The sequence below is a fragment of the Streptomyces sp. SD15 genome (assembly GCF_054462255.1).
Map to the genome: position 1 here is coordinate 1 of NZ_JBTLMO010000015.1, position 20,109 is coordinate 20,109.

Annotated in this window: 16 protein-coding genes and 3 pseudogenes; 7 read left to right on the top strand and 12 right to left on the bottom strand. The window is 69.6% G+C overall.

Annotated elements, in window-relative coordinates; genetic code table 11:
- Positions 1 to 41: 41 nt before the first annotated feature.
- The 6 genes and pseudogenes from ACX28W_RS16745 to ACX28W_RS16770 all read left to right on the top strand — a co-directional run bounded on the left by ACX28W_RS16745 (position 42) and on the right by ACX28W_RS16770 (position 5,061).
- Complete coding sequence (locus ACX28W_RS16745) at positions 42 to 935, top strand: helix-turn-helix domain-containing protein (protein WP_458999910.1); 894 nt, start codon at positions 42 to 44, stop codon at positions 933 to 935.
- 5 nt (positions 936 to 940) lie between these two features.
- Positions 941 to 1,558 (top strand): Uma2 family endonuclease, encoded by a 618-nt coding sequence (locus tag ACX28W_RS16750; protein WP_458999760.1) that lies wholly within the window; start codon positions 941 to 943, stop codon positions 1,556 to 1,558.
- A gap of 117 nt (positions 1,559 to 1,675) precedes the next feature.
- Positions 1,676 to 2,260, top strand: coding sequence for a DUF6932 family protein (locus ACX28W_RS16755; RefSeq protein WP_458999761.1), 585 nt, complete (start codon positions 1,676 to 1,678; stop codon positions 2,258 to 2,260).
- Positions 2,257 to 3,189 carry a hypothetical protein gene (locus tag ACX28W_RS16760; RefSeq protein ID WP_458999762.1) on the top strand — a complete coding sequence of 311 codons (933 nt, stop codon included), beginning with the start codon at positions 2,257 to 2,259 and terminating at the stop codon, positions 3,187 to 3,189. Before ACX28W_RS16755 ends, ACX28W_RS16760 begins: the two co-directional genes overlap by 4 nt.
- Positions 3,190 to 3,433: 244 nt before the next feature.
- Positions 3,434 to 3,715: pseudogene (locus tag ACX28W_RS16765) on the top strand (Uma2 family endonuclease); the annotation flags it as partial.
- An 89-nt stretch (positions 3,716 to 3,804) separates the two neighbouring features.
- On the top strand, positions 3,805 to 5,061 hold the full coding sequence (locus ACX28W_RS16770; RefSeq protein ID WP_458999763.1) for a cytochrome P450: 1,257 nt from the start codon (positions 3,805 to 3,807) through the stop codon (positions 5,059 to 5,061).
- 143 nt (positions 5,062 to 5,204) lie between these two features.
- Here the strand turns inward: ACX28W_RS16770 and ACX28W_RS16775 are convergent.
- The 6 genes and pseudogenes from ACX28W_RS16775 to ACX28W_RS16800 form a co-directional block, all read right to left on the bottom strand.
- Positions 5,205 to 5,390 (bottom strand): annotated as a pseudogene (locus tag ACX28W_RS16775) (hypothetical protein); the annotation flags it as partial.
- Positions 5,371 to 5,637 (bottom strand): annotated as a pseudogene (locus ACX28W_RS16780) (hypothetical protein); the annotation flags it as partial. The pseudogenes ACX28W_RS16775 and ACX28W_RS16780, both read right to left, overlap by 20 nt.
- Positions 5,638 to 5,767: 130 nt before the next feature.
- On the bottom strand, positions 5,768 to 6,961 hold the full coding sequence (gene tuf, locus ACX28W_RS16785) for an elongation factor Tu (protein WP_362065405.1): 1,194 nt from the start codon (positions 6,959 to 6,961) through the stop codon (positions 5,768 to 5,770).
- 143 nt (positions 6,962 to 7,104) lie between these two features.
- Complete coding sequence (gene fusA, locus ACX28W_RS16790) at positions 7,105 to 9,234, bottom strand: elongation factor G (RefSeq protein WP_458999764.1); 2,130 nt, start codon at positions 9,232 to 9,234, stop codon at positions 7,105 to 7,107.
- 39 nt (positions 9,235 to 9,273) lie between these two features.
- Positions 9,274 to 9,744 carry a 30S ribosomal protein S7 gene (gene rpsG / locus ACX28W_RS16795; RefSeq protein ID WP_003974303.1) on the bottom strand — a complete coding sequence of 157 codons (471 nt, stop codon included), beginning with the start codon at positions 9,742 to 9,744 and terminating at the stop codon, positions 9,274 to 9,276.
- Between the two features lie 2 nt (positions 9,745 to 9,746).
- Positions 9,747 to 9,950, bottom strand: a complete 204-nt coding sequence (locus ACX28W_RS16800; RefSeq protein ID WP_441265749.1) for a hypothetical protein — start codon at positions 9,948 to 9,950, stop codon at positions 9,747 to 9,749.
- A 503-nt stretch (positions 9,951 to 10,453) separates the two neighbouring features.
- On the opposite strand from ACX28W_RS16800, the gene ACX28W_RS16805 reads away from it, so the two are divergent.
- Positions 10,454 to 11,638, top strand: coding sequence for a cellulase family glycosylhydrolase (locus ACX28W_RS16805; RefSeq protein WP_458999765.1), 1,185 nt, complete (start codon positions 10,454 to 10,456; stop codon positions 11,636 to 11,638).
- A gap of 6 nt (positions 11,639 to 11,644) precedes the next feature.
- Here ACX28W_RS16805 and ACX28W_RS16810 read toward each other — a convergent pair whose 3' ends face one another.
- Genes ACX28W_RS16810 through ACX28W_RS16835 form a run of 6 tightly spaced genes read right to left on the bottom strand, consistent with a single transcriptional unit; the run spans position 11,645 to position 20,099 of the window.
- The gene (locus tag ACX28W_RS16810; RefSeq protein WP_458999766.1) at positions 11,645 to 12,796 is read right to left on the bottom strand and encodes a glycosyltransferase family 4 protein; all 1,152 of its coding nucleotides are present in this window, start codon (positions 12,794 to 12,796) and stop codon (positions 11,645 to 11,647) included.
- Complete coding sequence (locus ACX28W_RS16815; RefSeq protein ID WP_458999911.1) at positions 12,793 to 14,028, bottom strand: polysaccharide pyruvyl transferase family protein; 1,236 nt, start codon at positions 14,026 to 14,028, stop codon at positions 12,793 to 12,795. Before ACX28W_RS16815 ends, ACX28W_RS16810 begins: the two co-directional genes overlap by 4 nt.
- A gap of 5 nt (positions 14,029 to 14,033) precedes the next feature.
- Positions 14,034 to 15,461, bottom strand: a complete 1,428-nt coding sequence (locus ACX28W_RS16820; RefSeq protein ID WP_458999767.1) for a lipopolysaccharide biosynthesis protein — start codon at positions 15,459 to 15,461, stop codon at positions 14,034 to 14,036.
- A complete protein-coding gene (locus ACX28W_RS16825; protein ID WP_458999768.1) occupies positions 15,458 to 16,606 on the bottom strand; it encodes a glycosyltransferase family 4 protein in 1,149 nt (382 codons plus the stop codon). The genes ACX28W_RS16820 and ACX28W_RS16825 overlap by 4 nt, the downstream gene beginning before the upstream one ends.
- Positions 16,603 to 19,008 carry a hypothetical protein gene (locus ACX28W_RS16830; protein WP_458999769.1) on the bottom strand — a complete coding sequence of 802 codons (2,406 nt, stop codon included), beginning with the start codon at positions 19,006 to 19,008 and terminating at the stop codon, positions 16,603 to 16,605. The genes ACX28W_RS16825 and ACX28W_RS16830 overlap by 4 nt, the downstream gene beginning before the upstream one ends.
- Positions 19,005 to 20,099 (bottom strand): glycosyltransferase family 4 protein, encoded by a 1,095-nt coding sequence (locus ACX28W_RS16835; protein WP_458999770.1) that lies wholly within the window; start codon positions 20,097 to 20,099, stop codon positions 19,005 to 19,007. Before ACX28W_RS16835 ends, ACX28W_RS16830 begins: the two co-directional genes overlap by 4 nt.
- Positions 20,100 to 20,109: the final 10 nt, after the last annotated feature.

Genomic DNA, 20,109 nt, shown 5'->3' on the forward strand with positions numbered 1-20,109 from the left:
ACCGGAAGGCCCTCACCTGTTCAAGATCCCTCAGCCGAGACCTGGCTCACCCGTCCACAACCTCCCGAGACAGAACACCTAGAGCGCCCCCGTGCGCGCAGTCCGGTATCGCTGGCAAAAACCACCGGCACGCGCACGCCCACCCCGGCGGCGTCATCCACGACAACACCCGCCACACCACCCGCTTCACGGTGATCGGCAACCACCTCGCCCAGCACCCCGAGCTGTCGCTCCTCGCGATCGGGCTGGCCGTACACATCCAGTCGCTGCCCACCGGCGCCCGCATCGACATCAAGACCCTCGCCGCCCGCTTCCCCGAGGGCCCGGACCGTATCGCCGCCGCCCTGCGCGAACTCGAAGCCCACGGCTACCTCCGCCGCACCCGCGAACGCGCCCCCGGCGGCCGGATCGTCACCCGCACCATCTCCTGCAACCAGCCCGGACACCACGGCACGGCCGACGCGCCCAGGCCGCCCGCTCGACGGGCCTCCGTGGAAAAGAAGCCCCCGCGCCGCGCCCTCCCCGCCGTGCCGAAACCGGCGTACGCCTCCCCCACCCTCCTCCAGACCGCCACCGACCTCCTCGCGGGCCTCCGCCGCCACGACCCCCGCCTGCTCCTCTCCGCCACCGACGCGGAACACCTCGCTCCCGGAGTCGCCGCCTGGCTGGAACGCGACCTCACCCCCTCCGCCGTACAACACGCACTGACCACGGACCTACCCCCCGAAGACCTGCGCCGCCCAGCGGCCCTCCTGGCCCACCGCCTGGCCGCCCAACTGCCGCCACCGCCCCCGTTCCGCGCCCCCGCATCGCCGCCCACAGGCACATCCGCCGCCGCCCGGTACCCGCTCAGGAACTGCGACGGCTGTGACCGAGCCTTCCGCTCCCCCGAGCCCGCCGGTCGCTGCCGTGACTGCCAGTCCACTCAACCGTGAGCGCCATGACCACCACCCCGAACGATTCCCAGCCCGCCGCATCCCACCAGTACCGGACCATGCGGAGCTTCCTTCAGTCGATGGACGACACCCTCCCCGGCAAGTTCGAGATCACCAAGGAAGGCATCGTCCACGATCTCCTCTCGCCCAACGCCCCTCACGAACTCACCGCGCTGCGCATCCGGAGAAGCCTGGAGAAAGTGATGCCGGGGGAGATCGTGGCCCATACAGGCAAGCCCGACGTGGAAGACGAGTCGGAGGGCATCCTGCGCCGCCCCGACGTGATGGTGATCGCCGTGACGGATATGGACGTCCCAGGCACCTTCGACCCCCATACGCTGATCGCCGCCATCGAGGTGGTCTCCCGCTCGAACCCTGACAACGACTGGGTCTCCAAGCTCCGCGACTACGCACTGATCGGGATCCGCACTTACGCGATCTTCGATCCCCGCACAGGCGCTGGCGCCGTCCTCGCCGACATCCACTCCACTCCAGACGGCCCGCGCTATGCCACCCGCAAGGACTTCGTCTACAGCGAGGACGTGACCATCGGCGACTGGACGATCTCGACCGGCGATCTGCCCCGCTACAAGAGCAAGGGAAGCGTGCGCCCCGCGCGCTGAGGCACGGCCACTCGGCCGGTCGGACGGACACGTCAGCGGGCCCACTTCCCGGAACCCCCTACAGCCCCGAAGCCGACCCGGCAGGATGAATCCCTCTTTCACCCGACAGGACCTCACGTGCTGCCCTCTTTCGCCGCAAACGGATTTCTTCCGCTGGGCCGGTACTCCATCTCCTTGGACGACGCGGAGGCCATGCTGGTCAGCGCCCCGGCGTTCGCGGACTCCTCGACCCGCACGGAACTGTGGGACGGCCTCCACGACTATCTCGACCCCTTCCTCACGCTGGAGAACGCATACGCGACCGCCCTCGACGGCCTCACCCTCGTCCACAGGCTGTGGCTCGGCGGCAGCTTCGTCAGCGCCAAGCTCGATCCCGGGAACATCGACGCCACACTCCTGATCGACACACGCGCCGAGCGTGCCGTACGCGGAAAACCCGGGTCGAAGTGGCTGACCGCCGCCTTCCAAAGCCGGTCCAGGATGAAGGAGAAGTTCGGCGTCTCGCCGCTTCGCATCGGATACCAGCCCGTTGCCCATATCTTCGAGCCGGAACGCTTCACCCCCGCCGAACGGACATACTTCACGCAACGGGGTGTGTGGGACGACTGGTGGCAGCGCTGCAGACTGCCCGACCAGAACGACCGCTCACCGTCCGAAGAGAGTGCCGCCCCGGCACGCGGCTATCTGGAGGTGCGACTGTGACCGGCGACAGCTGGCGGGAGCGCAGGCGTGCGCTCCAGGAAGACGACTCTGCCGAGACGGAGCGCGCCGCGCGTCTCCTCGACATGCTGGGCACCGAGGACCGGGACGATGAGGAGATCGAGGCAGAACACCGCGCGAGCCGGCTGGCCGCGGCACGTGAGTACGCACCGGAGGCCCGGCTCGACGAGGAACTTCAGCTCCGACTGACCGGACCGGACACTGACGGCGGTGCTCTCCGCTTCCAGTGGGGCGACGCACTGCTCGAACCGGTGGAGCACATGGTCTCCGTCGCCGCAGGCACTCCGGTACAGCTGGAACTCACCGGGATCTCCGCAGGCAGCACCGTCGTGCACGCCCGCCCCGTCACCGCCCCCACCGACTCCGGCGAACCCGACGCCCTGGACGCCCCCGCCACATCCGCCGCTTCCACTGGCCTTGGCACCCTCACCACGCTGCTCGACGCTCTGGAGTCGGAGCGCGACATCCGCGAATGGGCGAGGCTCTTCGACGCGGTCGAAGCGGTGTCCCGGGCACTGAGCCGGTACGAACTGGACCTGGGCGTGACCTGGTACGACGCCGATGGCCACATGCGCCGCGCCCGACTGACCGAGCGGGGCAGGGGCTACGTGAAACGGCTCCGGGAAACCAAGGACCGCGACCAGGAAATCACCATCTCCGGCCGCATCACGGAACTGCGCGAGAGCGGCCTCGTGAAAGTGAAGACGGGCACAGCCAAGAACGCGCCCGCCTACGACGTCCGCTTCGAGGAGCCCGAGGAACTGCTGCGCATGCGCCCCGGCCTCGGGGACAACGTCCACTTCCGGGTCCGCTTCCGGCAGCAGCTGGACTCCATGGGCATCGCGCGGTCCACGGAATACACGTACCTCGGACCGGCCGCCGAACAGACGTCACTTCCACTCGAACCGTAGGCACACCTGCCCTGCCGGACCGTCGTCGGCGACCGTCCGGCAGGGCTCGCTACTCCGGCTGAACTGCGAACGCCGTCACCCGCCGCACACGCACACTCGTCCCCGCGGCTCCAGGTCTCCCCTCACCACCGCCTCCATCCCCTGCCGCCAGGCATCGGCAGCCTTGTTGATGCCTGGCGGCAGCTCCACCCGGACCCTCCGCTGACGCTGGCAGTCCTCGTGGAGGAGGGACCCGTAGATCGTCGCCTTCGACCCTCGTACCCTCATCGCCGCCATCGAAGTGGTCTCCCGCTCCAACCCGGAGAACGACTGGGTCAGCAAGATGCGCGACTATCCCCTGCTCGGCATCCCCGTCTACGTGATCTTCGATCCACGCACGGGAGAGGGTGCCGTCCTTTCCGACATCCACGCCACCCCGAACGGCCCCCGCTACGCCACCCGCAAGGACTTCGTCTACGGCGAAGACGTCACCATCGCCGAGTGGACCATCTCGACCGCGAACCTGCCTCGGTACACGGACAAGTAAGCCGGCCTGCCGCCCCGAAGAGACATCCCGCTGCTCCGCCTGGAGCACTCCCCCGCGACAGCCCACCCCCCACGGCTGAGAGTGGGGGCATGGCAGAAGACACCACCGCCGCCCTGGCCGAGCCGCCCGCCGAGCAGCCCCTTCCTCCCGTCCGCGACTGGCCCGCCGGTGAGCTGCGCGGGACCGAGTTCGAGCCGGTGCTCGCGGAGTTGATGCGGGAGGGGCCGCTGACGCGGATCCGGCTTCCGCACGGGGAAGGCTGGGCGTGGCTGGCGACGCGCTACGACGACGTGAAGATGATCACGAACGATCCCCGGTTCAGCCGGAAGGAAGCCTCCGTCCGGCAGGTCACACGGCTGGCGCCGCACTTCGCGCCAAGGCCCGGCGCGCTGGCGTGGGCCGACCAGCCCGACCACAACCGGCTCCGCCGCGCCGTCGCGAACGCCTACACCGTGAGCGCGGTGAAGCGGCTGCGCCCCCGTGCCCAGGAGATGCTCGACAACCTGGTCGACAGCATGGTGCGGGACGGGGCGCCGGCCGACCTCATCGAGCGGGTCCTCGAACCCTTCCCGATCAACGTCGTCTGCGAGGTCATGGGCGTACCCGTCGACGAACGGCAGAAACTGCACGACTGGACGCGCGAGATCATCTCCACCGCGGGCGGCGCCGAGGCCTCCGAGCAGGCCAAGAAGGGCCTGTTCGGGTGGATCGGAGAAGCCGTCCGCGACCGCCGCGACAACGAAAGCGACGGTGACAGCGACAGCGAGGACGTGCTGTCGTTGCTCGGCGCCGCCGTGCGGCGGGGCGAGCTCGGCATGGAGGAGGCGATCAGCGTCTCCGGCCCGCTCCAGATCGGCGGCGAAGCCGTCACCAACAACAGCGGCCAGATGTTCTACCTCCTCCTCACCCGCCCCGACCTGATGGAACGCTTCCGCAGCGACCCCGCGTCCCGCCCCGCCGCCATCGAGGAACTCCTGCGCTACATCCCGCACCGCGCCGCCGTCGGCCTCCCCCGCATCGCCACGGAGGACGTCGACATCTCGGGCATCCGCGTCAGCGCGGGCGACCCGGTCTACGTCTCCTACCTGGCCGCCAACCGCGACCCGGACGTCTTCCCCGACCCCGACCGGATCGACCTCGACCGGGACACCGGCGCCCACATGGCGTTCGGCAACGGGCCGCACTTCTGCACCGGCGCCGTCTTCTCCCGGATGCAGATCGAGCTGCTGATCGACACCCTGCTGGCCCGCCTGCCCGGCCTGCGCCTCGCCGTGCCCGCCGACGAGGTCCCCTTCCGGCAGCGCACGATGATCCGCGGCCCGGTGGCCCTCCCGGTGACCTGGTAGGCAGGGCTCACCGTCCGGACGCCAGCCCCCTCCCCCACCGCCGCATACGGCTTCGTCACGAAGTTCTCGTCCAGCAGCCCCCAGAAGTAGTCCGCCTGACGGGCCAGCTTCTCGGCGTCCGCGGGCAGGATCATGCATACGTCCACCTCGGTGAACGCCGTCTGCATGCCCAGCGCCGCGAACCGCGCCAGGTTGTCACCCACATCCCCCGGGAAGCCGTACTGAATGCCCAAGTGCCCCTGGATGCCGAACCCATACGGAACCAGCCGCTGGAGCACCAAGGCCGTGACCGGGTACGGCGTCACCCCCGCCCCGTATCCCCGTGACATCCAGCTTCCCGGCGGCGATGTCGTCCCGGAGGTCCCCCGCCACCCGTACGACTCCGGGGTGATCGTCGGGGCTGACCACGACCGGGGCGCCCACCAGCGAGAAGGCTCCGCCGGGTGAAGGAGATTTACGCCCCGGGGTGTCCGTGGACCGCGCGCCCGCATCGGCCCATGCCACGCCGGACAGGACCGGAAGCGCGGCGAGCCCCGCACCGAGCACGGTTCTACGGCGAGGGTCCCTTGGGAACAATGGGTCGTCGGCGTCGAATAGTTTCGGGACGTCGGCATGAACGGCAAACGGCAAAAGGGCCCGCACGACCGAAGTCGTACGGGCCCCTTCAAGAAGCTCGCGAGGAGCTACCAGGTCAAGCGATCAGCAATTACTTGTTGATCTTGGTGACCTGGCCGGCGCCCACGGTCCGGCCACCCTCACGGATGGCGAACTTCAGGCCCTCTTCCATGGCGACGGGCTGGATGAGCTCGACCTTCATCTCAGTGTTGTCGCCCGGCATGACCATCTCCGTGCCCTCGGGGAGGGTCACAACACCGGTCACGTCAGTCGTACGGAAGTAGAACTGCGGACGGTAGTTGTTGAAGAACGGCGTGTGGCGGCCACCCTCGTCCTTGGACAGGATGTAGGCCTGGGCCTCGAACTCGGTGTGCGGCGTGACCGAACCGGGCTTGATGATGACCTGGCCGCGCTCGACGTCCTCGCGCTTGATGCCACGGAGGAGCAGACCGACGTTCTCACCGGCCTGGCCCTCGTCGAGCAGCTTGCGGAACATCTCGATGCCGGTGACCGTGGTGGTGGTCTTCTCCTGCTTGATACCCACGATGTCAACGGTCTCGTTGACCTTGAGGATACCGCGCTCGATACGGCCGGTGACGACCGTGCCACGACCGGTGATCGTGAAGACGTCCTCGATCGGCATCAGGAACGGCTTGTCGACGTCACGCTCGGGCTGCGGGATGTTCTCGTCGACGGCCTTCATCAGGTCGAGGACGGTCTGGCCCCACTCCTTGTCGCCCTCAAGGGCCTTGAGCGCCGAGACCTTGACGACCGGCAGGTCGTCGCCCGGGAACTCGTACTCGGAGAGCAGCTCACGGACCTCGAGCTCGACGAGCTCCAGGATCTCCTCGTCGTCCACCATGTCGGCCTTGTTCAGCGCGACAACGATGTACGGAACGCCGACCTGGCGGGCCAGGAGCACGTGCTCCTTGGTCTGCGGCATCGGGCCGTCCGTGGCGGCGACAACGAGGATGGCGCCGTCCATCTGCGCCGCACCCGTGATCATGTTCTTGATGTAGTCCGCGTGACCGGGGCAGTCGACGTGGGCGTAGTGACGCGTCTCGGTCTGGTACTCGACGTGCGCGATGGAGATGGTGATACCGCGCTGGCGCTCCTCAGGAGCCTTGTCGATCTGGTCGAAGGCCGAGGCCTCGTTCAGGTCCGGAAACGCGTCGTGCAGCACCTTGGTAATGGCGGCCGTGAGGGTCGTCTTACCGTGGTCGATGTGACCGATGGTGCCGATGTTGACGTGCGGCTTAGTCCGCTCGAACTTCGCCTTCGCCACTGGGGTCCTCCTGAGAGTGGTTCTGGTACGCCTTACTCATCGGCGCCAGGTGATCTTTGCTGGGGTGCCGGCCGCCGGGGTTCTCCCTTACCGGTTGAGCCCCGGCGGTCGGTGTCAAGCCTAAAGCGTGTGAACGGGGTGCGTTACTCGCCCTTGGCCTTCGCGATGATCTCCTCGGCGACGTTCCGGGGAACCTCGGCGTAGGAGTCGAACTGCATCGAGTAGCTTGCGCGACCCGACGTCTTGCTGCGGAGGTCTCCGACGTAGCCGAACATCTCCGAGAGGGGCACGAGGCCCTTCACGACGCGGGCACCGGCCCGCTCCTCCATGGCCTGGATCTGGCCACGGCGGGAGTTGATGTCGCCGATGACGTCACCCATGTAGTCCTCGGGCGTGGTGACCTCTACGGCCATCATCGGCTCGAGCAGCACGGGGCTGGCCTTGCGCGCGGCCTCCTTGAAGGCCTGCGAACCGGCGATCTTGAACGCGAGCTCGGAGGAGTCGACCTCGTGGTAAGCACCGTCGAGAAGCGTGACGCGGACGCCCGTCATCTCGTAGCCGGCGAGGATGCCGAACTGCATGGCCTCCTGCGCACCGGCGTCCACCGACGGGATGTACTCCCGCGGGATACGGCCACCGGTGACCTTGTTCACGAACTCGTACGCCGGACCGTCGGCCTCGGTGATGGGCTCGATCGCGATCTGCACCTTGGCGAACTGACCGGTACCACCGGTCTGCTTCTTGTGGGTGTAGTCCACGCGCTCGACGGCCTTACGGATCGTCTCACGGTAGGCGACCTGCGGCTTACCGACGTTGGCCTCGACCTTGAACTCACGGCGCATACGGTCGACCAGCACCTCGAGGTGCAGCTCGCCCATACCGCCGATGATGGTCTGGCCGGTCTCCTCGTCCGAGTGAACCTGGAAGGAGGGGTCCTCCTCCGCGAGACGCTGGATGGCGACACCCAGCTTCTCCTGGTCACCCTTGGACTTGGGCTCGATGGCGACCTGAATGACCGGCGCCGGGAAGTCCATGGACTCCAGGATCACCGGGTTCTTGTCGTCGGACAGCGTCTCACCGGTGGTGGTCTGCTTCAGGCCCATCACGGCGACGATGTCACCGGCGCCCACCGCCTCGATCTCCTCACGCTTGTTCGCGTGCATGCGGTAGATCTTGCCGATGCGCTCCTTCTTGCCCTTGACGGAGTTCAGCACGGCAGTGCCGGACTCCAGGCGGCCCGAGTAGACCCGGACGAAGGTGAGCTTGCCCAGGTGCGGGTCGCTCATGATCTTGAACGCGAGGGCGGACAGCGGCTCGTCCACGGACGGCTTGCGCTTGACGACGACCTCGGGGTCCTTGACGTCGTGGCCCTCGATGGCCTCGACGTCAAGCGGGGTCGGCAGGTAGCGCACGACCGCGTCGAGCAGGGGCTGAACGCCCTTGTTCTTGAACGCGGTGCCACAGAACACCGGGGTGACCGTGGTGTCGTTGGACTTGCCGGACGCGATGGTGATCCGACGGATCGCGGCGTACAGCTGCTCCTCGGTGGGCTCGACGCCCTCCAGGTACAGCTCCATGATCTCTTCGTCGTTCTCGGCGACGCCCTCGATCAGCTTGCCGCGGTACTCCTCGGCAGCCTCGGTGTGCGTGGCCGGGATGTCGACGACGTCGTACATCTCGCCCTTGGCGGCCTCGGCGGACCACACGAGCGCCTTCATGCGGACCAGGTCCACAACGCCCTTGAAGTCGGCCTCGGCACCGATCGGAAGCTGCATGACCAGCGGCTGCGCACCAAGGCGGTCCGAGATCATGTCGACGCAGCGGTGGAACTCCGCGCCGGTCCGGTCGAGCTTGTTGACGAAGCAGATGCGGGGCACGCCGTAACGGTCGGCCTGACGCCACACCGTCTCGGACTGCGGCTCGACACCGGCGACACCGTCGAACACCGTGACGGCACCGTCGAGGACGCGCAGCGAGCGCTCCACCTCGACCGTGAAGTCGACGTGCCCCGGGGTGTCGATGATGTTGATCGTGTAGTCGTTGTCCTCAAGCGGCCAGTGACAGGTGGTGGCAGCAGAGGTGATCGTGATGCCACGCTCCTGCTCCTGCTCCATCCAGTCCATGGTGGCAGCGCCGTCGTGGACTTCACCGATCTTGTAGCTGACGCCGGTGTAGAAGAGGATCCGCTCAGTGGTGGTCGTCTTGCCCGCGTCGATGTGAGCCATGATCCCGATGTTGCGGACCCTGGCCAGGTCAAGTGAAGTGGTAGCCATATTGGCTCAGTCTTCTCTCGGTCTCGATGGGGGTAGCGACTACCAGCGGTAGTGCGCGAAGGCCTTGTTGGACTCGGCCATCTTGTGGGTGTCCTCGCGCTTCTTGACGGCCGCACCAAGGCCGTTCGAAGCGTCGAGAAGCTCGTTGAGCAGACGCTCGGTCATGGTCTTCTCGCGGCGGGCGCGGGAGTAACCCACGAGCCAGCGCAGCGCGAGCGTGTTGGCGCGACCGGGCTTGACCTCGATCGGCACCTGGTAGGTGGCGCCACCAACACGGCGGGACTTGACCTCGAGGGTCGGCTTGATGTTCTCCAGCGCGCGCTTGAGCGTGATGACCGGGTCGTTGCCGGTCTTCTCGCGCAGGCCCTCCATGGCGCCGTACACGATGCGCTCGGCGGTGGAGCGCTTGCCGTTCAGCAGCACCTTGTTGATCAGGGAGGTGACAAGAGGAGAACCGTAGACCGGGTCGATGATGACCGGGCGCTTCGGGGCGGGGCCCTTACGAGGCATTCTTACTTCTCCTTCTTGGCGCCGTAGCGGCTGCGGGCCTGCTTGCGGTTCTTGACACCCTGGGTGTCAAGCGAACCTCGGATGATCTTCGTGAACACACGCGTGCAGACGCCGCGACGCTGGGGCGAACCCTCGAGTGCGGGCGTCTTGTTCTTCTCGACCTTGTCCTGCCGGCCCTTCCGGACCAGCTGCTGGATCGTAGGCACTACTTCTCCGGTTTCTGTGTGCCGAATGGTGAAGCTAACCTGAAACATCTCCGACCCACGCGGTCGGGTGTGTCGAATGCTGCAGACTCCCGCCGCAAGGCGGAAAGAGCGCAGATTACGGTGGCCGGTTACGGCTCGCCTCGCGGTTTAAAGGCACGCACGCGAGCCAGGGCACACCCCAGGCACAAGGTCTGAGCGTACCTATCGCACTGACTCCGGTCAAAACAAATGCCCGGCGCCCCGGCGAGCCCAAGATCAGTGTCGGTCATTCGCTCATGAACGGGCGTCCGCTCACCGGTGAACGGACGCCGATTCTCCCCAGGGACACGGGTTCTCCCCATGATCGAACGTTCACGATCACGAATCCATCACGATCACACAGGAATGCGTGACATCAACCTTAGGCTGCGCGGGTGCCCCAGCAGCCCACTCCCGGTTCCCGTCGTCGAAATCCCCGCAGCAGCGGGCGCTCCGGGGTTCGGCAACGCCTGATCACCGCCTTGGTGTCCCTCTTCGTCATCGCGGGGTCCGGGGCCGCCGTCCTGGCTCTGACCGGCGGCTCCTCCCCGTCCCGCAGTCCCGACGACGGCATCGGCACGTCCGCGTCGGCCGCGACCGGGACGAGCGGCGCCGAGCAGAAGCGCACCCGCGACCTGCGCATCGGTCTCGCGTACGGCGACACGCTGACCTGGATGTCGGACACAGAGCTCACCCGGGCCATGGACGACGCGGAGGAGCTGGGCGTCCGCTGGCTCAGGGTGGACCTGTCGTGGAACAACATCCAGCCGGACTACTCCACGCAGTACCTGTGGGAGCGCTTCGACCAGGTGGTGGACGCGGCCCGTTCCCGCGACCTCGAGGTGCTGCCCACCATCTCCTACGCGCCCCGGTGGGCCCGCGATCCGGTCTGCGCGGATACCAACCAGACCTGCCCGCCCGCCGACAACGCCCGGTTCGCCGAGTTCGCGCGGCTCGCCGCCGAGCGGTACGTGCCCAAGGGCGTGCACACCTGGGAGATCTGGAACGAGCCCAACATCAAGCCGTTCTGGAAGAGCGGCCCCGACGCCGGGCGCTACACCGAGCTGCTGACCGCGACGGCCGAGGCCATCCGCTCAGTCGACTCCGACGCGTATCTGCTCCTCGGCGGACTCGCCGCGGTGGACACCATCCCGTCCAAGCAGTACGTGTCGCACAAGACGTTCCTGAAGGAGCTCGCACGCGAGGGCGCCCTGAAGCAGGTGAACGCCATCTCCTACCACCCCTACACGTATCCGCTGCTGCCGAGCACCGAGACCGCCACGGGCACCCGCTCCCAGGACATCGACCGCACCCGCGACAACCTCGTCTCCATCCTCGAGGCGAACGGCGAGCCCGACATGCCGGTCTGGCTGACCGAGACCGGTGCGCCCACCTGGTCCCCCGGCACCGCCGCGGACAGCGAGGACGCCCAGGGCACCAACCACGTCACCCGGCGGTTCCAGGCCGAGATCGCCGGTGACACGATCCAGGCCGCCGCCGACGTCCCCTCGGTGGACGCGGTGTTCTGGTACTCGTACCAGGACGGGGGGCCCGAGGAGCCGGACAGCCGCAAGTCCCGGCACTACGGCCTGACGCTGTACGACGGCACGCGCAAGCCCGCGTTCGATGCCTTCAAGGACGCCATCAGCGCGTACCGCAAGCAGGGCTGAGAGGGTTCAGAGGGAGGAGCGGAACAGCTCCAGGTACCGGTCCGTCAGGGCGGGCCAGGCGTAGCGCTCCTCGGCCGTACGGCGGCCCGCCGCGCCCATCCGGTCCGCCAGGCCGCCGTCGGCGAGCAGCTTGCCGACGGCCCCGGCCAGGGCGGCCGGATCGCCGGGCGGCACCAGGAACCCCGTCTCCCCGTCGTCGACGACGTGCGGGATGCCGCCGACGTCCGAGCCCACCACCGGCGTCGCACAGGCCATGCCCTCGACCAGCGCCATACCGAAGGACTCCGCCTCGCTGAGGGACGGCAGCACCAGCACCGCGGCCGTGCGGACCGCGTCCGCCAAGGCCTGGCCACTCAGCGCACCCGGGGTTTCCGTCCGTTCCGCGACCCCGAGTTCGGTTGCCAGGGCGCGCAGGTCGGGCAACGCGTCTCCGTCACCCACCAGACGCAGCCGGGCTTCGGGGACCTCCGCCGCCAGCAGCGCGAACGCGCGGACGAGGACATCGACGCCCTTCCACGCCGAGGAGCGGTCCATCCGGCCGACGTAGACGACGGTCCGGGGGCGCCGTGAGGCCGGCTCTCCGGGCGTGAACTGCTCGGTGTCCACGCCGGGCGTGATCCGCACCGTGTGCGGGTGGCCGTCGGCGAGCGACACCGGGGACACCGCGACCAGGCGGCGGGCCCGGGCGAACACCCGGGGCAGCACGGCCCTCTCGTACAGGCCGATCAGCCGGTCGGCGACACCGCTGCCCGGCTCGCCCTTGTGCATCGAGCCCGCGTGGTAAGTGAGCACGGTCGGCCTGCGCCCCGCCAGGGCGATCGCGAGGTCCCCGAGCCCGGGGACGGGCGCGTGCGCGTTCACCACGTCGGCGCCCGTCCGGCGCAGCCAGCGGCGCAGCTGGTACGGCCACAGCGGGCTCAGCGGGGTGTTGGACAGCTTCAGCCAGGCGCCGAGCCGAACGACCCGTACGCCGTCCTCGGTGGTGACCGTGGTGCGCCGCCCGTCGAGGCGAGTGGTGATCACCACGGCCCGCAGATCGGGGGCGGCGGCGACGGCCCGGGCGATACGGGCCGCGTAGTGCTCCACGCCGCCGACCTTGGGCGGGTAGTACGGGGCGACGACGGCGACGGTACGAGGGCGGGGGCCGGGGCGGGTCACACCGCCTCCCGGAGCCGCTCGGGGAGGGACTGGGCGCGGGCGATGTAGCCGGGCAGGTTCTTGTCGAGGAGCGCGCGGTACGCAGCGGGGTCCTTCAGCAGCGGTTCGACCAGCGCCCACAGCAGGTCGTGGGTGACGTCGGCGATGGGCAGCACCCACTCGCCGAGTTCCAGGTCGGCCATGATGCCGCGGGTCTTGTGCTCGTACTCGATGGCCACGCAGGGGACGTTGCTGGTGAGCGAGAAGATCACCGAGTGGAAGCGAGTGCCGATCAACAGGGAGCACTCGTCGTAGACGCCCTTGAGGTCGCGGTAGTCGACGACCTCGTCGATCATCAGCGGGCCGCTGACGCAGTACCCGGCGATGCGGCGCTCCACGATGCGGTCGTCGTCACCGAGGTAGTCGGTGCTCACCTGCGGGATGAGCACCGCGCGCGCTCCGGTGGCCTGGACGGCGTCGATGGTGCGGGCGAGTTCCCGCTCGTAGCGCTCCTGTGCGGCGGGCGCCAGCCAGCGGCGGGCGGTGATGCCGACGAGCCGCTTGTCCGGGCCGACGCCGAGCCGGGCCCGCCAGTCGGTCCGCTTCGGCGGGTCGAACGCGAAACCGGCGTCGACCGCCCGCTCGATCCGGCCCGCCGGTATCCCGCAGGCGAGGAGTTCGCCCACGCTGACGTCCTCACGCGGAAGGATCGCGGCCGAGCGGCGCATGACCCGGCCGACCAGGCGACGCTGGACGGCGGCCGGGAACGGGCCGAACGACTGCGGGGCCCACACCACCGGCACGCCCGCCTTCTGGGCGATCAGCGCCGGAAGCAGGACGAAGAAAATGTTCTGGTAGCCGTCCAGGCCCGGGCGGGCCAGGACGTATCCGCCGCCCATGGACACCACCAGGTCCGCCTTCAGCACGGCGTCGGCCTCGCGACGGGCTTCGGCCGGCAGCGTACGCAGCACCGTGCGGGCGGCGGGGCGCGGCAGGGCCAGGGCAGCGGTGCTGACGACGCCCACCAGCACCTTGCGCAGCAGGCGGCGGGGCAGGGAGACGGTGCCGTCGGCGACGTAGCGGCGGATCGATCCGATGTTCCCCACGCCCTCGAACGACGGGTGGACGGCCGCGTCCTCCATCCCCGCAATGCTCAACTCCCCTTCGGGAAACGCCTCTTGGACGTGGCGAAGGCAGACGGAGAGCAGGGCGGCGTCGCCCGCGTTCTCGCGAACGTACGCGTTGATCACCACGATGTTCAACGGGTGGGCCTCTCGGACGGAACGGGATACGGGAAGGGAGCAGACGCCGGATCGGCACAGGCATCGGAATCGGCGTAGGCATCGGCATAGGTTTCGCCATAGGTACCGGCAGGAGCCACCGGAGTCGGCGCCTGAGCCGATGAACCGCCCCGCGGCCGACCGGTCAGCAGGCTCACCGTGGCGAACACCCCGGCCGCCGCGTTGCCCGCGGCCCACGCGTAGCCGAGCCACACCAGCCCGCGGTCGGCCCACGCGGAGCCCAGGCCGATGCTCAGGGCGGCCATAATCGCGTTGGCGGCGATCAGGTGCCGCATGCGCTGGGCCAGCTTGAGCGCGAAGCAGGCCCAGGTGTTCAGGGCGACCGGAAGGGCCGCGAGGGCGAGCACCGTCAGCAGGGGCCGTGCGTTCTCGGCGTAACTGCCGCCGAACATCCGCAGCAGCAGCCCCCCGCCAAGGACCACCACGGTGGCCGCGGGCACCTGCACCGCGGCGATGATGCGCGCCGAACGCAGCATCAGTTCCCGGAACCGGGACTCCTCATGGGAGACCTCGGCGAAGACGGCCTCGCCCACAGCGGTGGAGACCGCGTTCAGCATGGCCGCGATCTGGAAGGCCACGTAGTAGTAGCCGGTGGCCGCGGCCCCGAGGTGGTGCAGCACGAGCAACGGGATGACGAGCACCGGGGCCAGGTTGATCAGGCTGGAGACGTAACTCGCCGCGGAGAAACGGAACTTCTCGCGCAGCCGGGTGCCGTGGGTGCGCAGGTCGCTGCGGAAGCCCAGGCGGCGCCACATCACCACCAGGGCGACCACCACGGTCACCGCGTAGCCCACGCCCGCCGAGGCGACGATGCCGAACACGCCGAACCCGGTGAGGACGGCCGGGGCGGCAAGCTTGGCGGCCCCCTGGGTGAGCCCGTCGATCAGGACGTTGTACTCGGGCACGCGTGCCCCGGTGAACACCGACCTGATCAGCAGCGTCACCGCGGCACAGCCGCAGAAGCCCGCGAAGGCGACGGCCGACAGCCAACTGTCCCGGACGAACATCAGCTTGGCGCCGTACAGCGGCAGTCCGGCCAGATAGACGGCACCCGCCACACAGGCGATGCCGGCCACCACGACCAGCGCCTGGCTGAGCTGTGCGTTGCGTTTCTCCTCCGGCGCGGGGAACCGGACCAGCGTGCTGTTGAGCCCGAACAGGCTCAGCGTGGCGAGCAGCGTGGTCGCGGAGATCAGCGAGGTGGCGAGCCCGACCTGGGAGGGGCTGTAGAAGCGGGCGACGACCACCCAGAACAGGAAGCTGAGCCCGGCGGTGACCACCGTGGAGGCGAGCAGGAAGAAGGAGCTGCGGTAGATCCGGTCCCGGGGCCGCGCGTGCCTGCGCTTGCCCAGGGGCTCGGCACGGACCGTGGTGCCGCCGCTCATCGCTGCTCGCCGACGTAGTGCGCCAGCAGGGTGCGTACATGTTCGTCCCAGGCGAATGCCTGCTCGGCGTAGGAGCGCGCGTACGCCCCCATGCGGGCGCGCCGCTCCGGGTCGCCCGCCAGTGAGCGCAGCTCCGCGCCGACCGCGGGGGCCTCGCGCGCCAGCAGCGACACCCGGGTGCGGTTCAGTTCGTACGGCGCGTAGCCGGGGTCGTCGGTGGTGACGACGGGCAGCCCGGAGGCCATGGCCTCCTGGACGGTGAGCGGGAAACCCTCGGCGGTGGAGGGCAGGGCGAAGACATCACAGGCGCGGTACGCCTCGGCCACCTCGGCCGGTGGCAGGGCGCCGATGTGGTGGACACCGGGGCGTCCCGCCAGGGCCTTGGCGTCCCCGTCCCCGGCGAACACCAGGTCGTAGCCCGCGTCGGGGGTGTGCGCCGCGAGGAGCAGGTCGTACCCCTTCTTGGGGACGAGTCGGCCCACGAACAGCACAAGGACGCGGTCGGCGGGCAGCCCGAGCCGTTTACGGGCCAGCCGGCGTTCCGTCTCATCGGCCGCCGGTCGGAACAGTTCGGTGTCCACACCGTTGGCGAGGTGCCGGGCCCGCTCCTCGCGTGCGCCGTACGCGCGGACGAACGCGGCGACGGAGGCGTTGAGGGTGAAGACGCTCCGGGCACCGCGCAGCAGGGCCCGGCCGGCCACTCCGTACACCGCGTGCTGCACGGCCCGTACGAGTCGGGACGGGTGGTCGACGACCGCCACGTGCTGGGTGAGGACGTACGGGGTGCGGGTGAGCGCGGCGGCCAGGCCGGCCGCCCACGAGCTGAGGTAGAGGCAGTCGTGGATGTGGACGGCGTCCGCCCGGCGCGCCCAGCGCAGTGCGGCGGTCGCCAGGGCGGGCGAGAACAGCGGGAAGGGCACGCCCGCCCGGCGTTCGGCGCCGTTCCAGGCGGCCACCCGCACCACCCGGACGCCGTCCTCCACGGTGACGCCGGAACGGTCGGCGCTGGTGAGGACGGTGACGTCGGCACCGCGGGCGGCCAGGCCCACGGCCTCGCGGCGCACCACGTTCTCGATCCCGCCGACGTGCGGCGGGTAGTAGTGGCTGACCAGCAGGACGCGCAGCGGCCCTCGTGAGGTGCTCATCGGTAGATCACCGCTCCCCCGTTGCTGTAGATCAGATCCCGGTCGTCCAGGACCTTCATCGGGTAGACGTACGTGATGAGGTCGCCCCGGTAGAAGATCGTCACCTTGCCGGTGCGGGTGGGGGTGGTGCCGAGCAGCACATAGGAGTCGCTGCGCAGCGCCGCCGGATGGATGTCCGCCAGGGTGGGGTGGGTGAGCAGCGCCTGGAGCCGGCTGTAGCTGAACCGGTCCGTCTGCACCAGCCCGCTGCCCTCGTCCGCGATCCGCGCGTCCAGCCAGAGCGCCGCCTTCCGCTCCTCCACATGGGGGTAGTAAATGGCGTAGTACTGACCGGAGTTGGACAACTGCACCTGCGCCGGATAGCCGCCCAGGGCCTTGGGGATCACTCCGGCCAGGTCCAGCAGCAGCGCCGCCAGCAGGGCGCAGGCCAGCGGCACGGTCTTGCGCCCGGCCCAGCGCAGTGCCCACAGGGTGGCGGTGGCCAGGAACGGCGCGAAGAAGAAGAGGCCCTGCTGGAAGGCGCGCAACAGGCTGTAGTCCACCGACAGCTGCGGTACGAGCGTGAACACGGCGACCATGCACCAGGCGCCCGCGGCGATCGTCGCCTGGTCGCGCACCGGCCGGAAGGTGGAGCGGCGCGCCCACAGGGCCACGGCGAACCCGGCCGCCGCCATGACCTGGAAGAACAGCGCGGCCGCCTGACGCAGCGCGCCGTTGAGTCCGGGCACGCTGATCCCGAGGCCGTCCAGGACCCGTCCGGCGGTGGTCAGTTTCAGGGTGGGCACCTCGACGACCGGAGTGTCGAGGTCGTCGATCCGCTTCAGCGACAGGTAGTCGCCGCCGCTGCGCTCCGCCTTGGTCTGTTCGAGCAGCTCCTTCTTGTAGTCCGCCATGCGTTCCTCGGCGGAGACCTGGGCGCCGCCGAAGATGCTGTACGCGGTGTCCGAGGAGCCCCCGCCTGCGTCGTCGGACCCGAGCACGGCCGACGCCACGGCCTGCAGGGTGCGCTCGGCCTGCCCGCCGGTGTGGGTGAGCGGGCCCGACCACAGCAGGGCGAGCACGGCGGGTACGGCGACCACCCACCAGGTGAGGAAGGAATGCATCCGGTCCTCGCGGCGCTTGCGCCGGATGCGGCTGCGGCCGGGCCGTTCCCACAGGCGCCACACCTTGTCGAGGAGGTAGGAGATCGCGAGGGTGCCGACGACGACGTACGTCGTGGAGTAGTGGGACAGCACGATGCCGCCGAGCAGTACCACGAAGACGACGCGGCGCAGCACCAGCGGCCCGCGCGAGTCGGTGAGCACCACCATGGCGCAGCCCAGCAGCAGGAAGGCGATCTCCTGGCGGCCGAGGTAGGGCATGTCGGTGAGGAACGTCGGGAAAACGATGAAGTACACCGCCGACATCAGCGCGATCACCCGCGGGGCGACGTTGCGCACCGCGCGGTGGACCAGCACCGGGGTGAGCGCGAACAGCAGCGGCAGGACGACCTTGAAGATCAGGACGTCGGGGATCGCGGTGAGCTGAAAGATGCTCACCGGCAGCAGTGTGATGCTCAGACAGGCGTTGTACGGGTCGGTGTAGGTGGAGATGTCCCAGTGCTCGCCACCGAGGGCGAGCCGGAAGTACAGGTACTCCTTCTGCACGTCGTGGCCGGTGATGTACTGCCCGCGCAGCGAGGTGAGCAGCAGCAGCGCGGCCGACGCGCAGTACAGGCCGAACTCCAGAACGGGGACCGGGTAGCGGCCCCGGCGCAGCAGGAGCAGGGTGATGAGGCCCGCGACCACGACCATGGCGGCGGCGCTGACCGTGCCGCCCAGGCCGTTGTTGAGCCGGATGGGTCCGGCCACCGACAGGACGAGGGCCAGGCCGCCGAGGGCCGCGACGGGTTTCAGGCCCCGGGTGGCCGGCAGACCGCCGTGCGGGCGCTCCGTCGGCGCCGGGCGCCGTACCTCCGGGGCGAGCACACCGAGCAGGACCAGGGCGCCGGCCATGGCGATGGTCAGCACGAGCCGGGTCAGCGGGCGTTCGACACCGGCCGGCGGGAGGACCGTGTTCACCGTCAGGGCGACCACGATGTCGGTGATCACGGTGAACCCTGCCGACAGCAGGAAGGTGGCGGTCCCCGTGGTCACGACGCGCTGCGCGATCCCCCGCCACAGCAGGACGGGGGCCCCGAACAGCAGCCACAGCCCCGCCACGGTCTGCGGCAGGGCGGGCGGGTCGGGCAGCAGCTGGACGATGCTCGCCGGTGCGAGGCTGAGCAGGATGGCGAGACGGCCGCCGATCACGAGGCGACCGCGCGGGGCGCCGCGGCGGGGAGTGCCGGGCTCCTCCTCGTCGTCCGCCCGCCGCTCCGGGTCCGGCACGGTGCGCAGGGCCAGTGTCTCCGAGCTGGTCACAGGCCGGCCTTGGCGTAGACGTCCTCCACCTGGCGGGCGACGGTGTCCCACGAGTAGCTCCGGGAGCGCTCGGCGCTGGCCCGGGCCAGGCGTGCGGCGAGTTCGGGGTCCGTGGCGACGGCGTCGATCGCGCGGGCCAGCTCGGCCGGCTCGGGCGCGGCCAGCAGGCCGGCGCCGCCGACCAGTTCGCGGGTACCGGGTACATCGGTCGCGATGATCGGCAGGGCGGCCGCCATCGCCTCCAGGACGACCAGCGGCATGCCCTCCTTGTCGGAGGCCAGCACGAAGGCGTCGGCGTCGGCGTACGCCTTCATCAGTTCGTCGCCGAGCAGTCCCCCGCTGAACTCCACGTTCCGCAGGCCAAGTTCGGCGGCCTGCGCCTGGAGCCGCTCGCGCAGTTCGCCGTCGCCGACGGTCCTCAGCCGTACGTCGCCCTGGACCAGGCTCATGGCGTCCAGCAACCGGGCCACGTTCTTCTGCGCGCTGAGTCGGCCGACGTACAGCAGGTTCAGCGGGCGGCCGGACGCGGGCTCGCGGACCGGCAAGAAGTAGGTTTCGCTCACGCCGTTGGGGACGACATGGACGCGTTCGGCGGGCACCCGGTAGGTGTCGGTGAGAAAGGCCGCCTGGGCGTCGGTCAGGGCGATGACCCCGGCCGCGGCCCGCAGCACCCGGCCGAACACCTGCTCCTTGTAGAGCGGCAGGAGCGCTCCCAGCCGCCCGGAGGCGTCCACGTCGAGGTGGAAGTGGAGCAGGAACTTGGTGCGCCGCAGCTGGGTGGTCAGGGCGACCATCTCGGGCAGCAGGGCGTGCGCGCAGTGCAGATGGAGCACGGCGTCCCGCGGCAGGCGGGCGAGATCGGCCGCGAGGCCGGGTGCCACCGCGGTGTGCGCGATCTCCAGCGCGCGATGCCGGCGCACCACGACGCCGTCCTCACGCGCGGTGCGGGGCGCCGCCGAGGAACCCAGGGCGGTGGTCAGTACGCGCACGTCGTGCCGCTTGGCCAACTCCTGGGCGAGGTGGGAGACGACCCTTTCGAGCCCGCCCAGGTGAGGCGGATAGTAGGGGCTGATCTGCACAATCGTGCGCATGAGGCTTCCC